This window comes from Vibrio proteolyticus NBRC 13287 (assembly GCF_000467125.1).
In the GTDB taxonomy this organism is placed as follows: Bacteria; Pseudomonadota; Gammaproteobacteria; order Enterobacterales; family Vibrionaceae; genus Vibrio; species Vibrio proteolyticus.
Window position 1 is genome coordinate 149,874 of sequence record NZ_BATJ01000007.1, and the last position, 14,587, is coordinate 164,460.

Annotated in this window: 14 protein-coding genes; 9 read left to right on the top strand and 5 right to left on the bottom strand. The window is 49.0% G+C overall.

What is annotated here, in order from left to right; all coding sequences use genetic code 11:
• Positions 1-28: 28 nt before the first annotated feature.
• Both VPR01S_RS10510 and narQ read right to left on the bottom strand, forming a co-directional pair.
• The gene (locus tag VPR01S_RS10510; protein WP_021705309.1) at positions 29-661 is read right to left on the bottom strand and encodes a response regulator; all 633 of its coding nucleotides are present in this window, start codon (positions 659-661) and stop codon (positions 29-31) included.
• On the bottom strand, positions 648-2,372 hold the full coding sequence (gene narQ / locus VPR01S_RS10515; RefSeq protein WP_040902562.1) for a nitrate/nitrite two-component system sensor histidine kinase NarQ: 1,725 nt from the start codon (positions 2,370-2,372) through the stop codon (positions 648-650). Before narQ ends, VPR01S_RS10510 begins: the two co-directional genes overlap by 14 nt.
• A 246-nt stretch (positions 2,373-2,618) precedes the next feature.
• Here narQ and napF point away from each other — a divergent pair, with 246 nt between their 5' ends.
• The 6 genes from napF (at position 2,619) to VPR01S_RS22255 (ending at position 7,191) form a co-directional block, all read left to right on the top strand.
• Complete coding sequence (napF, locus tag VPR01S_RS10520) at positions 2,619-3,101, top strand: ferredoxin-type protein NapF (protein WP_021705311.1); 483 nt, start codon at positions 2,619-2,621, stop codon at positions 3,099-3,101.
• An 18-nt stretch (positions 3,102-3,119) separates the two neighbouring features.
• Positions 3,120-3,425 carry a chaperone NapD gene (locus VPR01S_RS10525; protein ID WP_021705312.1) on the top strand — a complete coding sequence of 102 codons (306 nt, stop codon included), beginning with the start codon at positions 3,120-3,122 and terminating at the stop codon, positions 3,423-3,425.
• Positions 3,422-5,911, top strand: coding sequence for a periplasmic nitrate reductase subunit alpha (gene napA, locus VPR01S_RS10530; RefSeq protein ID WP_021705313.1), 2,490 nt, complete (start codon positions 3,422-3,424; stop codon positions 5,909-5,911). Before VPR01S_RS10525 ends, napA begins: the two co-directional genes overlap by 4 nt.
• Positions 5,912-5,985: 74 nt before the next feature.
• Positions 5,986-6,441: a nitrate reductase cytochrome c-type subunit gene (locus VPR01S_RS10535; protein ID WP_021705314.1), complete on the top strand. Its 456-nt coding sequence runs from the start codon at positions 5,986-5,988 to the stop codon at positions 6,439-6,441.
• A gap of 28 nt (positions 6,442-6,469) precedes the next feature.
• A complete protein-coding gene (locus VPR01S_RS10540) occupies positions 6,470-7,045 on the top strand; it encodes a NapC/NirT family cytochrome c (protein WP_021705315.1) in 576 nt (191 codons plus the stop codon).
• Between the two features lie 11 nt (positions 7,046-7,056).
• Entirely contained in the window at positions 7,057-7,191 is a 135-nt protein-coding gene (locus tag VPR01S_RS22255; RefSeq protein WP_021705316.1) for a TIGR02808 family protein, read from the top strand.
• Positions 7,192-7,235: 44 nt separating this feature from the next.
• On the opposite strand, the gene galE is transcribed toward VPR01S_RS22255, so the two are convergent.
• Positions 7,236-8,252 carry a UDP-glucose 4-epimerase GalE gene (gene galE, locus VPR01S_RS10545; RefSeq protein ID WP_021705317.1) on the bottom strand — a complete coding sequence of 339 codons (1,017 nt, stop codon included), beginning with the start codon at positions 8,250-8,252 and terminating at the stop codon, positions 7,236-7,238.
• A 62-nt stretch (positions 8,253-8,314) separates the two neighbouring features.
• Positions 8,315-10,177: a diguanylate cyclase domain-containing protein gene (locus VPR01S_RS10550; protein WP_237668139.1), complete on the bottom strand. Its 1,863-nt coding sequence runs from the start codon at positions 10,175-10,177 to the stop codon at positions 8,315-8,317.
• Between the two features lie 462 nt (positions 10,178-10,639).
• On the opposite strand from VPR01S_RS10550, the gene VPR01S_RS10555 reads away from it, so the two are divergent.
• Genes VPR01S_RS10555 through VPR01S_RS10565 form a run of 3 tightly spaced genes read left to right on the top strand, consistent with a single transcriptional unit; the run spans position 10,640 to position 13,021 of the window.
• Positions 10,640-11,380 carry a 5-oxoprolinase subunit PxpA gene (locus tag VPR01S_RS10555; protein ID WP_021705319.1) on the top strand — a complete coding sequence of 247 codons (741 nt, stop codon included), beginning with the start codon at positions 10,640-10,642 and terminating at the stop codon, positions 11,378-11,380.
• Positions 11,381-11,384: 4 nt separating this feature from the next.
• Positions 11,385-12,089: a 5-oxoprolinase subunit B family protein gene (locus tag VPR01S_RS10560; protein WP_021705320.1), complete on the top strand. Its 705-nt coding sequence runs from the start codon at positions 11,385-11,387 to the stop codon at positions 12,087-12,089.
• Complete coding sequence (locus VPR01S_RS10565) at positions 12,086-13,021, top strand: 5-oxoprolinase subunit C family protein (protein WP_021705321.1); 936 nt, start codon at positions 12,086-12,088, stop codon at positions 13,019-13,021. Before VPR01S_RS10560 ends, VPR01S_RS10565 begins: the two co-directional genes overlap by 4 nt.
• Here VPR01S_RS10565 and VPR01S_RS10570 read toward each other — a convergent pair.
• Complete coding sequence (locus VPR01S_RS10570; protein WP_021705322.1) at positions 13,002-14,456, bottom strand: FAD-dependent oxidoreductase; 1,455 nt, start codon at positions 14,454-14,456, stop codon at positions 13,002-13,004. The two genes, VPR01S_RS10565 and VPR01S_RS10570, sit on opposite strands and share 20 nt — an antisense overlap.
• Positions 14,457-14,587: the final 131 nt, after the last annotated feature.

The window sequence follows — 14,587 nt, forward strand, 5'->3', positions numbered from 1 at the left end:
GAGCGCCTTTTCTGTTTCTATCCGATGTTTACTTCACGTCACCATAACGTTCCAGATACAGCACCGTCGCCGCAGTACGAGAAGGAACCCGTAGCTTTTTGAGCAAACTCTTCATGTGTACTTTCACGGTCGATTCCGATATGAAAAGGCGATCTGCAATTTGTTTATTTCGGTATCCACGTGCGACTTCTTGCAGGATCTGAGTCTCACGCTCGGTCAACGAGTCAAAAATATCTTCGCGGCCTTCGCTGTCACTCAGGTATCTGGCAACTTCCTGACTGTAGGCTTTATCGCCCCCAACCGCCTGTATAAGCAGTTCAATCAGTTCATCGGGCTCGGTGTCTTTGAGTAAATAGCCATCTGCTCCGGCTTTAACCAGAGCTTCAATATCCGCGGGACTGTCAGAGACCGTCAGGATCACGATACTCGCATCAGAGCCATCCGCTCTGAGCGCTTTAAGCGTATCCAGACCAGACATCCCTTTCATATTAAGGTCAAGCAATATCAACTCAGGTTCAACCTCATGAGCCAGTGCAATTGCATCCGCCCCGTTACTAGCTTCAGCTACGACACTGAAGTCGTCTTCAAATTCGAGTAATTGTTTGATCCCACGACGCATCAGCGGGTGATCATCAACCAACATTACGTTACACACTGTCAAACTTTGCTTCCTTTGAACGTTGATAAGTTAATACGACTTCACAACCCTGATCTGGCGAAGAGTGGACTTTCAGCTCACCATTAAGCCGGTTCGCACGCTCTTGCATGATGCTCATGCCGTAGTGGTTAATTTTTTCATTGTGCTCGCTCATGCCAACACCGTCATCTTTCACTGACACCGTGACAACGTCACCCAACGCTAAACACCTCACTTGAATGCAGGAGGCATTCGCATGTTTAATGGCATTGATTGTGGCTTCACGAATCAGTTGTAGAAGGTGCACCTGATGGTGTACATCCAAATCGACCGAAGACAGTTCATTCGTCAGTTGGATCTGAGCGCTGGTCTGTTCGTTTAACTGCTCAAGCATCTCTTGCAGTGCCTGGCCGAATGTACCTTCTTTTATAGTCAGGCGAAACGTCGTTAAGAGCTCGCGGAGCTGGGTATACGCAGAAGACAAACCGGTATCTAACTCGCCGATAACCAGCGTTGTTTTCGGCGTAAATTCGCTGTGCGGCAGTTTGTTGATCACTTTTTTCAGTAGAGCAACCTGGATTTTGAGATACGACAATGATTGCGCCAGAGAGTCGTGTAACTCCCTTGCAATCGTCGCCCGCTCTTCCATTAGCAACAGCTGTTCGGCCTGACGCTGTGCGTGATTGTAATACACCGCGCGGGATAAGATCTGGACGAAGTTATCAATCAGCGCTTTGTCCGGACAGGGCAGCCCGTATTCCCATTGCAAGGTTCCTAAATGATGTTCGTCTAAAGACAACGCCTTCTGCTCGACGTTCTCACCATAAAAAGCGCCTTCTTCCAGGATCAGATTTTTCTCTCCGGGTTCTTCAATTTCAATTCTGACCCCGGTGATACCTTCAATGCTGACAATATGACGCAATATTGCCTGGAAGTTGTCGACGCTGATGCGTGCCGCCGTCAATTCTTGTGATGAGTTGTACAATACTTTCAGAGACTGGTTGGCGTGTTGTAACTTGTGCGTTTTCTCATTCACCGCTTGCTCGAGGCCACGGTATAACTTACCCAGCTCTGCGGCCATTCGGTTAAACGTTCGAGCCAGAATGCCCATTTCATTACTGCTCGATTCATCCAGCGAAACATCAAACGAACGTGATTGGATCTGTTCACTGGCCGCGACCAATGATTTCAACGGGCTCACTATTTCACTGCGGATGAAATCAACAACAAAAATGCTGACCAACAAAACTGCACCTAATCCAAGGCCACCCACCCAAGCCAGATTGATCAGCTTTTTCTCTGAATATTCTTGAAGTTTGAAGACAAAAGCATCGATCTGAGTGACAAAACCCGCAACCAGAACAAGATACTGATCCCGGCCATCGCCATCCAGCACAGCTTTCAATTCGTGCCAACGAACGATCAGTCGATAATAATCCTGAGTGATGTCGTCGGGAACATACCACTTCTGTAAGGCTTTCATCGAACTGGAATAGATCGAACGCTCGAACTGGAAAATATGGTACTGATAGTTATCAGATTGACTCTGTATATCATGAGCCAGACGATAGCTTTGCATCCGCATAGAGCCGGCCACGTTCACCGCTTCGGCATCATTCAGGCTCGAAGCCAAGGTAATAATTGCAAAGCTGGTTGTCGCAACGGACAGCAGCAGAATCAACAGCATGGCCTTTGCTATAGTACTGGTTACCGACTTTTGTACTTGACCTCTCAAGCCACACCTCTATTCCACGAACACTTCGACTTATTATTTACCATATTCCTAAGTAAATATGGGCACAATATGTGATCACTCTCTCCGGAATTTATTGATCCAAAACAACATTGCATCCTAATTACCTCTTAGGGGGTATTTATACGAATATGGCAAAAACTACAATTTGTGTATGGATAAATGACAATTTGTTAATGAGAAATGTGAACTAGACTTTAGTTAAGTTTCTCTATCGCAGGTGGATTAGTGGTCGATCTTTCAAAAAGACGCTTTTTTTCACGCAGAGACATCAACGAGCAGACGCTTCGCCTCCCTTGGTTAATTGATAATCAGGTGTTTGTAGACGGCTGTACACGCTGCGGAAAATGCGTAAGTGCTTGTGAAACTCAAATCATCAAGATTGGCGATGGTGGTTACCCCAGCGTGGATTTCACCTTCGGCGAATGCACATTTTGTTATCAGTGTGCCGAAGCATGTCCTGAACCCCTGTTTAATGCCAAAGATGTACAGCCTTGGAATGCAAAAGCCACCATCACAGAGCAGTGTCTGGCAAAACAAAATGTCGATTGTCGGAGCTGTGGCGATCTCTGCGATCCCATGGCTATCAAGTTTAAACCTGAAATCGGCCGGGTGTCACAGCCGATATTGGATCTGTCTGAATGTAATGGTTGTGGCGCGTGCGTCTCTGTCTGCCCGACTTCAGCAATCAATGTGAGCAATATTTTATAAAAAATACGAGAGCAATTTATGTCACTAAATGAAGTGCACATTTCAAGCTTGGTGGTCCATGCCCTACCGGAAGACCTGGAAACCGTCAAAACACAAATCGCGGCGTTTGAAAACGCAGAGATTTATGGTGACAGCCCGGAAGGCAAAATTGTCGTGGTGTTAGAAACCGAAAACCAGGGTTTTGTCACTGACACGATAGATGCCATTAACAACTTACCAAACGTCCTGAGCGCGGTGCTGGTTTATCACCAGATTGAAACCAACCTGGGCGACACGGATTCTGACACTGGAACGCAAATTTCCCAAATTGAGGGTGAAGTATGAAAATGACAAGACGTGCGTTTGTGAAAGCAAACGCAGCCGCTTCGGCAGCGGCCGTGGCAGGCATTACACTGCCAGCTTCCGCGACCAACCTGATTGCAAGCTCCGACCAAACAAAGATCCATTGGGACAAAGCGCCTTGTCGATTCTGCGGTACCGGCTGCTCTGTTTTGGTCGGTACTCAAAACGGCCGTGTTGTGGCAACACAGGGGGACCCTGAAGCGCCCGTCAATAAAGGCCTGAACTGTATCAAAGGTTACTTCCTGTCGAAGATCATGTACGGTCAAGATCGACTGACTCAGCCACTGCTTCGCATGAAGGATGGCAAGTACAGTAAAGACGGTGATTTCGAGCCTGTGTCCTGGGATACCGCTTTTGATGTCATGGCTGAAAAATGGAAAGCGTCCCTGAAGAAAAAGGGCCCAACGAGTGTTGGTATGTTCGGTTCTGGTCAGTGGACCGTGATGGAGGGTTACGCGGCATCGAAATTAATGAAAGCGGGCTTTCGTTCGAATAATATCGACCCTAACGCTCGTCACTGTATGGCCTCTGCCGTGGTTGGCTTTATGCGTACATTCGGTATTGATGAACCCATGGGCTGCTACGACGACTTCGAAAACGCAGATGCATTCGTGCTGTGGGGTTCAAACATGGCTGAGATGCACCCGGTCCTGTGGACACGAATCACTGACCGTCGTCTGAGCTACCCGCACGTTCGTGTCAACGTTCTATCTACCTATTACCACCGTTCGTTTGAGTTAGCGGATCATGGCTACATTTTCCATCCACAGTCTGACCTGGCGATCGCTAACTTTATTGCCAACTACATCATTCAAAACGATGCGGTTAACTGGGACTTTGTCAACAAACATACCCATTTCAAACAGGCTCAAACCGACATCGGTTACGGACTGCGCGATAACGACCCTCTACAGCAAAAAGCAAAACACCCGAACTCGGGCGACATGTTTGACATGTCCTTTGAGGAATACAAAAAGTCAGTAGCTCCCTATACCGCAGAAAAAGCGTCTGAAATGTCTGGCGTGTCGACAGACAAACTGATCGCTCTGGCCAAACAGTACGCCGATCCTGACACTAAAGTAATGTCACTGTGGACAATGGGCATGAACCAGCACACTCGCGGTGTCTGGATGCAAAGCCTGGTGTATAACCTGCATCTGCTCACCGGAAAAATCGCTACTCCGGGTAATAGTCCATTCTCACTGACTGGTCAGCCGTCAGCATGTGGTACTGCCCGTGAAGTCGGAACGTTCGCACACCGTCTGCCAGCGGATATGGTTGTCGCCAACCCGAAACACCGTGAAATTGCCGAAAAGATTTGGAAATTGCCGGAAGGCACTATCCCGCCGAAACCGGGATTCCATGCCGTATTACAGGACCGCATGCTCAACGATGGCGTCCTGAACTGTTACTGGGTTCAGTGTAATAACAACCTGCAAGCAGGTCCGAACATCAATACGGAGCGTTTACCTGGTTACCGTCATCCCGATAACTTTATCGTGGTTTCGGATCCGTATCCGACCGCAACGGCTCAGGCTGCGGATTTGATTCTGCCGACGGCGATGTGGGTAGAAAAAGAAGGTGCCTACGGTAACGCTGAGCGTCGTACCCAAGCCTGGTATCAGCAAGTCGAGACCATTGGTGACGCAAAATCGGATCTTTGGCAGCTCATGGAGTTCGCTAAGCGCTTTAAGATAGAAGAAGTGTGGCCTGAAGAATTACTGGCCAAGAAACCGGAGTATCGCGGAAAAACCATGTACGACGTACTCTACCGCAATGGTCAGGTGGATGCCTTCCCTATTGAGGAAGCACGCGAATTAAACGATGACGCACACCATTTTGGGTTCTACGTGCAAAAAGGCCTGTTTGAGGAATACGCCACCTTTGGGCGTGGCCATGGTCACGATCTGGCTCCTTACGACCGTTACCATCAAGTGCGCGGCCTACGCTGGCCTGTGGTGGATGGTAAGGAAACCAAGTGGCGATTTAAAGAAGGTTCCGACCCATACGCGAAAAAAGGCAGCGATTGGGACTTTTACGGCAAACCGGATGGTAAAGCCTGGATTATCTCCGCGCCATACGAAGCGCCGCCGGAAGTGCCTGATGCAGAATACGACCTGTGGTTATGTACTGGCCGCGTGCTTGAACACTGGCATACCGGCACCATGACTCGTCGTGTTCCCGAATTGTATAAAGCCTTCCCTGACGCAGTCTGCTTTATGCATCACGACGACGCCGTTGCACGAGGCCTGCGCCGCGGCGATGAAGTTCTGATTTCGAATAAACGGGGTGAAGTGCGGGCTCGGGTTGAAACTCGTGGGCGCAACAAACCACCTAAAGGCCTTGTCTTTGTGCCGTTCTTTGACGCACGCATTCTGATTAACAAATTGATTCTTGACGCAACGGATCCACTATCGAAGCAAACCGACTTTAAGAAGTGTCCGGTCAAAATCACCAAAGTGGCTTAACCCCCACTCTTTGAATGTACAGGCTGCGAAAGCAGCCTGGTTAAAGAATTGAGCCATCAGGCGGAGAATCAAAAATGAAAAAACTACTTGTTGCACTGATATCTGTAGGCGCTGTGATCACCGGTATTGCACAAGCCGAGTTGGATAACCCCGGCGGCGTGGGCGGAGTCGCATCACTAAGAGGAACTACCTTACTGGAAGAGACTCGTCCCGCAGACGCGATGAAGAAATACCCTCGTGAGCAAGCACTGGAAAGTGATTACGTTTACCAGCCACCGTTGATTCCACACAACATTCGCAACTATGAAGTATCACTGAATGCGAATAAGTGCCTTTCATGTCACAGCTGGAAGAATGCGAGTGAAATGGGCGCAACCAAGATCAGTGTGACCCACTTCGTTAACCGTGAAGATGCGGTGCTGGCCGACGTGTCGCCTCGCCGCTATTTCTGCCTTCAGTGTCACGTACCTCAGGCAGACGCAAAACCTCTGGTCAAAAATGAATATGAACGCGTTGATTCGCTTCGCTAACTCAGGCATCGACTAAAAGAGGCGATTTATGAAACTACTTAAAGCGTTTTGGAAGAGACTGACAAGCCCGAGTAAAGCTGCCGTTGGTATTGTGCTTTTCATGGGGTTTGCTGGTGGTCTTCTGTTCTGGGGCGCGTTCAACACCGGGATGGAAGCGACCAACACCGAAGAATTCTGTTCTGGCTGTCACGCACCGATTGTGGCGGAGATTCAGGAAACTATTCACTACTCGAACCGTTCCGGCGTACGTGCGATTTGTTCTGATTGCCACGTGCCGCATGAATGGACAGATAAGATCGTGCGTAAAGTTCAGGCATCTAAAGAACTGTTCGCATGGGCCATTGGTACCATTGATACTCCTGAGAAATTCAAGGCACGCCGTGCTCATCTCGCAGAACGTGAATGGGCAAGACTGAAAAAGAACGATTCTCTTGAATGTCGCAACTGTCACCAGTTCGAGTACATGGATTTCTCCGAACAGAGTTCACGTAGCGCCAAACAACACTCAACCGCTCTGGCATCTGGTGAAAAGACCTGTGTAGACTGCCATAAAGGTATCGCACACAACTTACCAGACATGCATGGCGTTGAAGGCTGGGAATAAGGAGAACCTGAATGAGTACATTAGAATCAGTTATCTGGCACGTTCTCGGTTACAGCGCAATGCCTGTGATCATCCTTAGTGGCTTTGCCGCCGTCGCTGTGATTTGTATCTGGCTGCTTTCCATGTGGAAAGACAAAGAATCCTGAGTCAGAATAAAAAAGCCACCGTTGAGGTGGCTTTTTTGTGCGTGTTATTTGTCTGGGTAGCCCTGCGGGTTTTGCGACTGCCAACGCCAGGTGTCTTGTGTCATCTCGTCCAGAGAGCGTGTCGCTTTCCAGCCCAATTCGGCTTCTGCTTTAGCCGGGTCGGCCCAACATTCTGCGATGTCTCCAGGACGGCGATCCGTCAGTTGATACGGAACCGACTTACCTGAAGCCTGTTCGAACGCGTGGACCATCTCCAGAACACTATAACCGTTACCTGTTCCTAAGTTATAGGTGTGTAGCCCTGCCTTATCACCGACACGTTGCAGAGCCGCTACGTGGCCATCGGCCAGATCCATTACATGAATGTAGTCACGCACACCGGTACCGTCTTTGGTTGGATAGTCACTACCAAACACAGATAAGCATTCTCTGCGCCCGACGGCGACCTGAGAAACAAACGGCATCAGGTTATTTGGGATCCCCTGAGGATCTTCTCCCAGATGACCGCTTGGATGCGAGCCCACTGGGTTGAAATAACGCAGTAAAGTAATGCTCCAGTCCGGATTCGCCTGTTGGAAATCCGTCAGACACTCCTCTACCATCAATTTGCTGCGCCCGTAAGGATTGGTCGCGCTGGTCGGGAAGTCTTCCGTGATCGGCACTGTTGCCGGATCGCCGTATACCGTGGCAGATGAACTGAACACCAGGGATTTCACACCGGCTTTGCGCATAGCATCAACCAGAACCAGCGTCCCATTCACATTGTTATCGTAATACTCCAGTGGTTTTTCAACCGACTCACCCACCGCTTTGAGCCCGGCAAAGTGGATCACGGCCTCAATCGCGTGTGCTTTTAAGAGTTCGACTAACAGCGCTTTATCACGAATATCGCCCTGAACGAACTTTGGAGTCATTCCCGCTTCTGCACCGATACGCGGCAGTACACTGGCTTTACTATTGTACAGATTGTCCAAAATGACCGGAGTCATTCCCGCTTCAATCATCTGAATGCAGGTATGGCTACCGATGTAACCCATACCACCTGTCACTAGTACTTTCATTCTGTTTTCCAACTGACGAATTTGAAAGGTATTTTAGAGGTTTTCTTACTGTATGCAACGCATCAGGCTAAAACCAATCGACCTTTGCCCTGCATTTTGGCCCGATACATGGCGGCATCGGCTTTCTTCAGAATGCTATCCAGCGTCTCATTACCATGCTCCACATAATACACCCCCACGCTTGACCCTACATGTAAAGTTTGGCCTTGGTACACAACGGGCTCACGAAACAGCTGCAATAAACGTTTGGCCAGCTTGATGGTATTTTCCCGATCAGTATGATTCACAATAATGACAAACTCATCGCCCGACAAACGAGAGACGAGGTCGTGCGCACGCACTTGAGACAACAACCGTTCGGAGATCTGCTTTAATACCGCATCCCCCGCATCATGACCAAAAGTATCGTTGACCGCTTTAAAACCATCCAGGTCCAAATACAGAACACCAAATCCTTGGTGCTCGGAGAAATTCGCCAGCAGCTCATCGACAATCCGGCACAACTGAGCACGATTCCCCAACCCGGTCAGAGAGTCATGGTGCGCGAGATACTCCAGCCGTTCCATCTCTTTGGTGCTCGACAGATCAGAAAAGATAAACACTAAATCATACGCGGAGCTGCTTTCATGATTTTGAATCAGATTCACTTTGACAAACATGGGGATCAGGCGACCATCGATGTGCTTTTCCCAGATCTCCCCTTGCCACAGGCCGTACTCAAACGCAGCATCCGTTATGGTTGGCATCAAAGAGGTCAGTTGATGCCAGTCCATCACCTCGCCGGGAGGCTTGCCCAGAACAGTGTTTTGATGGTATCCCAACATACGACTGAAGGCCGGATTCACCATGGTGATGACACCATCATGATCCAGCACCATCAATCCGTCGTGACTGTTTTCAAACACGCCAGCCGCCAGCCTCTGCCGTGCGCGGTGCGCTTCTTCCTCAGTGACATCCTGAATCGCAAACAGCATCTGCTCCGATCGGGAAAGTACCCGACACGACACCTGAAGTAAGATTTTCCGAGACAGCAGATCAGTCACCCACACCAGTTCATCATCAAAGGTTTTGCCACAATTCAAAGCATCATCGAACAAGCTGCAATCTGGAACCCGAAACAGATCCATCAGACAGGCGTTCTGGATGACATCATCGGTACAACTGAAGACTTCACGACTCGCTGCATTGTGGTGAACGATTTCCCCCTTGCGATTAACAACCAATAAGGCGTGTTGAACGGTCTCGATTACTTCATTGGCAAACGCTTTTTCCACTTCCAGTTTATCCAACGCAAACGTCACGCGTTTTTCGTGCTGACCTAATCTTTCCACCATGGTGTTGAACGCCGTGAACAGCTCACCGATCTGGTCGTTTGACTCTGGGTACAACATAATTCGACGACTGCGATTATCAATGAAGTCCCCCATGGCGCGATTCAGCGCAAAGACTGGATGCACAATGTATTTTTGTACTGTCAGGTAGAGCACAACACTCGCGACGATCATCAAGGTCAAAAACAGCACACTGTTTTCCACAGCCGTTCGATAGAGCAGCTTCAGGGAATCCTTAGATATGGCCATTTTCAAGACCGCGATGCTCTTTTCCCCCCACTGAATTTGAATAGCGGAATAGATGCAATTTTGGCCGATATGAATACCACTGGTTAGGCCGGACAATTGCCGTTCATCTTCTTGGCTAAACTTGAAACCTGGACTGACGTAGCTGGCAAACAGTTGCCCTGAGCGAGTAAACAGCTTTACGCCCAGTACGTCTGGGTCGGCATTGAACGCGGACAGGGCTAACTGAGCAGCCAAGCTGTCTTCTGAATACAAAGAGGTATGCAGATTATGCGCAATGCCACCAGCCAGGACGGTCACTCGCTCAATAAGATTGGTCTCTTCGCGCTGGAGGCTCAATCTGAACATATAAACTTGAGACGCGAAAAAAATCACTCCTGTAAAAACGATAATTGGCAGAACCAATTTGTTCCTGAGCGAGAGTTGGTTGAGTAACTTCATTGTTGTTTTAAAGGCCCCCGGGCGTGTCTGGCAGACACTTAGCAGGCAAACCTCGCCCGATTAAACTTCCATTTTCAATCGTAAATTATTGATTCTTTATTTTGCCTGACGCCGCGGCCCTGCCGTTTACGGCAGAATTAAATGATGACAGCAAACTTGTCGTACTGTTCTCAATTTGGTTTGCAAGCCATTTCCATTGCTGCAACGACATGAGATTCTCAACACTCGTATGTGTTGAGCATCATGAAACTGAGCTATTATTTCATTGAATAGTATCAAATTATAGAAAAAGCATACCTTACGCTTAATAAACCGATTGAATAATGAAACAGATCACCCTTTGGACCAGATTTATGATGGTGAACATCAATGACTAAATCCACGCTGACCCTGAACTGCGATATGGGCGAAAGTTTTGGCCCCTGGAAAATGGGCTGTGATGACAAAGTCATGCCCTGGATTGACATGGCCAACATTGCCTGCGGCTTTCACGCTTCAGACCCACATGTAATGAGCCAAACAATCGACCTCGCGATCCGACATGGCGTACAAGTCGGTGCACACCCTGGATATCCGGATCTGCAGGGCTTTGGCCGTCGATCCATTAGCTACCCGACCAACGAGTTAAGTGAGATGCTGATTTATCAGATTGGCGCACTGAAAGCGTTGTGTGAAAGTAAGAACACCGAAGTCAGCTATGTGAAGCCACATGGCGCGCTCTACCATGACATGATGAAAGATCTGGCTATTTTTGAAGCCGTCGTGGATGCCGTGTCATGCTTTAATGTCCCACTGATGATCCTGGCGACCTCTGACAGTCAGGCGTTTTTTGACATCGCGGACAAATACGAAGTGCCTTTATTATTCGAAGCGTTTGCTGATAGAGCCTACCTGGGTAATGGCTCATTGTGCCCTCGCTCAGAAAGCGGCGCAGTGCTAACACGCGAAGAAGACATCATAAATCAGGTACGTCAGATCGCACGTTACGCGAAAGTCACCAGTAAAGATGGTTTTGTCGTCCCGATAGAAGCCGACACCATTTGCGTGCACGGCGATAACGAATCATCAGCCGGACTGATTGCCAAAATTCGTCAGGCCCTAGAGGAGTAACAGATTGGATTTCGATTACCGAATAGAACCTATCGCAGAATGCAGCATTCTGATTGTATTCGAACACGAACCCAATGCTGAAACGTCTCAGTTAGTGCGTTGCGTCAGTGACGCACTACAGGCAGAACTGGCAGAGTGGTTGATGAACATTACCCCCTCATACAACACCATTCTGATTGATTACTTACCGCACCGCATTTCTATCTTTGATTTCTGTACCAGGACAGAAACTTTGATCAATTCTCTCCAGCCACAACTGAACGCGCACAGCGATACAATTGAGCTTCCGGCTTACTACGATCTATCCGTCGGGCCGGACTTAACACTTTATTTCGACAGAGGTTTGTCACTCGAGGATGTGATTCGCCTTCATTCGGACAAGCAATATACGGTCGGAGCGATTGGTTTTGCGCCCGGTTTTGCGTTTTTGACCGAAGTCGATCCGCAGTTAAAGCTCCCCAGAAAAGACACGCCACGCCTGTCACTGCCTAAAGGCAGCATCGCGATCGCTGAAAAACAAACCGCAGTGTATCCCGACAGTTCGCCCGGAGGGTGGAACATCATCGGCAACTGCCCACTGGTGCTTTATTCCCCTAACCAAGAACCGATGATTCCGTTCACTGTTGGTCAGAAAGTGCGATTCAAACCCATTAGCCAAGCCGAATTCATCGAACTGGGTGGCACTATCCACAAGGAAGATTTTGTATGAGACACCGCCCTCACCTAGAGGTGAAAAAGCCCGGTCAATTAACTCTGGTTCAAGACTTTGGTCGTTACGGCGTCACACAGATCGGTATTGTTCCCGGAGGCCCAGTGGATGACTACGCCTACAGTTGGGCAAATCATTTACTGGATAACGACATCAACTGTGCCGCGCTGGAAATCACATTGGGTCAGGCCGAATTCGTTGCGCAAGACAAATGCCAGTTGGCATTATGTGGCGGAGACTTACAGGCCAAACTGGATGGAGTTCGCTTACCCAACTGGTCGGTATTCATAATGCGCCGTGGGCAAACACTCAGCTTTGGTTTGCCTAAAAATGGCTTGCGAGCATACTTAGCCATCAAAGGCGGATTCGATGTTCCGTTGCAACTGGGCAGCTGCGCGACAGTGGCCAAAGATAAACTGGGGGGTCTACATTCTAATGGCCGGGCGCTGGAAAAAGGTGATCAACTGTACTTTCACGAGCACCGCTGCAATACGCCACTGAGAGAGGTGTCTTTTCGCTTTCAACCCAACTACAACTTACCGATCACGTTACGCGTGATTGAAAGCTATCAATTTGATCAGTTCGACAATGACGCCAAAAACGCAATGTACCAACGTACATTCCAGATCAGCCAGCATTGCAGCCGGATGGGCTATCGCCTGACAGGCAGCACAATCCCTGCGCCTCAGCACGCGATACTCAGTGAAGGGATTGCTTTAGGGGCGATTCAGGTGCCCCCGGATGGGCAACCGATCGTGCTGTTAAACGATCGACAAACCATCGGTGGGTACCCCAAAATCGGCTGTGTAGCCAGAATTGATCTTCCCCGCCTTGCACAGGCGAAGCCAGGTCAGTCGGTGAGTTTCACACCAGGCGATTTACTGGGACTGCAAGATGCCTGGTGCAAGTGGGCTAAGTTTTTTGGTTATTGATCCCAACCACTTTAGCCAGCGCAGACGGATAACCTCGCTGCTCCGCCAGAACGATCGCCTGGTTTTCGATGGCATCTGCCGTTAACGACAGAGACACCGGGTGCAATGCTTCAATAGAAGCCGTATCGCCATCATCCAATTGCCAGTGCTGCACGAGTTTTCGCGCCGCTTCTAATGCAGATGAACCCTTAACCACCTCCAGTCTGGCATACCCGTTGGCTTCAAACGTTACATCCGCAGCTCGCAAAGTCGCATCATCCCCGGGAATCTGCTGCGCGCCGTACAAAGGTTTTCCCATTGGCGTCGCTGTCTGGTATCTGGGAATAAACTGAGCCACGTGTTCAATCGCGCGCACGCTGCGACGTTCGCTGATATCTTCCAACCAACCGGTGTCCATTTTGCGTTGCAACTCAAGGGGCAACTGTGGTTGAGAAGAAGTGGTGGAGGATCCAACCAAGCCGTTTTTAAACAGCGTGATCTCTTCTGTCATGCCATGCAACTGGAACACGTTGTCAGCGTATGGCGTCAGTTGCGCCATGCCTTTTGACGTGCCTCTTGGACCATGAAAAATCACTTCGGGCCACTGTTCTTCACACTGTGGCCACTGCGTAACATACGCGGCTTTAAATTCCACCAGCCTTTTGCGTTTAAACCCGGCCTGATCGTCCAACTTTCCAGTTTCGTATCCGCAGGCATTGACCAGATAGTCGGCCTTAAGTTGGAATACGTTGTCTTGAGTATCTTTACACGTCAGGCGCCACTCTTGGCCATCATGGCTTGCGCTTATCAAACGCGTATTCAGTTGAACATCACAATGTGGCATCTGGTCAAAAGCCAGTGTCGCAGTCGCAGCTAAACGAAATACACTCCAACCAAATTCGTTGACCATCACTACTGGAAACTTGAGTTGCTCCAGATCCACTCGTTTAGCAAACGGGATCATCCATTCATCAAATGTGATCGGACATTTCGGCTGAACCTGTTGTTTCAGAGCCAACAGCTCTGATTTTTCATAAACTCGATAATAGTCTTCAGGATCGCCTAGAACTCGATTGGCTTCGTTCTGTTCGACCAACTCACGGTAGGAATCAGCAACCACTGTCAACCTCGGCAAGAGCTCTTCTGGCTGACCGCCATCACTGTGTGGTACCGCAATAATTGTTGGCCTCACATTCAGTGTATGTCGATACAAGCGTACAGATTCGATGGACTGCTTTAACAGTTCGATGCACTGCTGCTGGGAGATTTCTCGATAGAGGTTGCCCCCAGCATGCAAATGACAGATCGGTGGTCCGTTGACTAATCCATCACTTTTTTCGATCAGTGAGACACGCACACCTCTTTCTGCCAGGTGCAGTGCTGCGGTTGCTCCGGCAACACCTCCACCGATCACGGCGACGTGTGCAGGCGATGTATGTTTACTTAGGTGAGACATTAAAACTGCTGACACTCAAATTCTGCCGATATTCTAAAGCCTTTATGCCATTAAAAAAATCACATTTTTTTCGCGTCTTTAGTTCAGATATATTTCAGTTGCAAGACGTAAAAATTAAAAAAAAGGCTTGA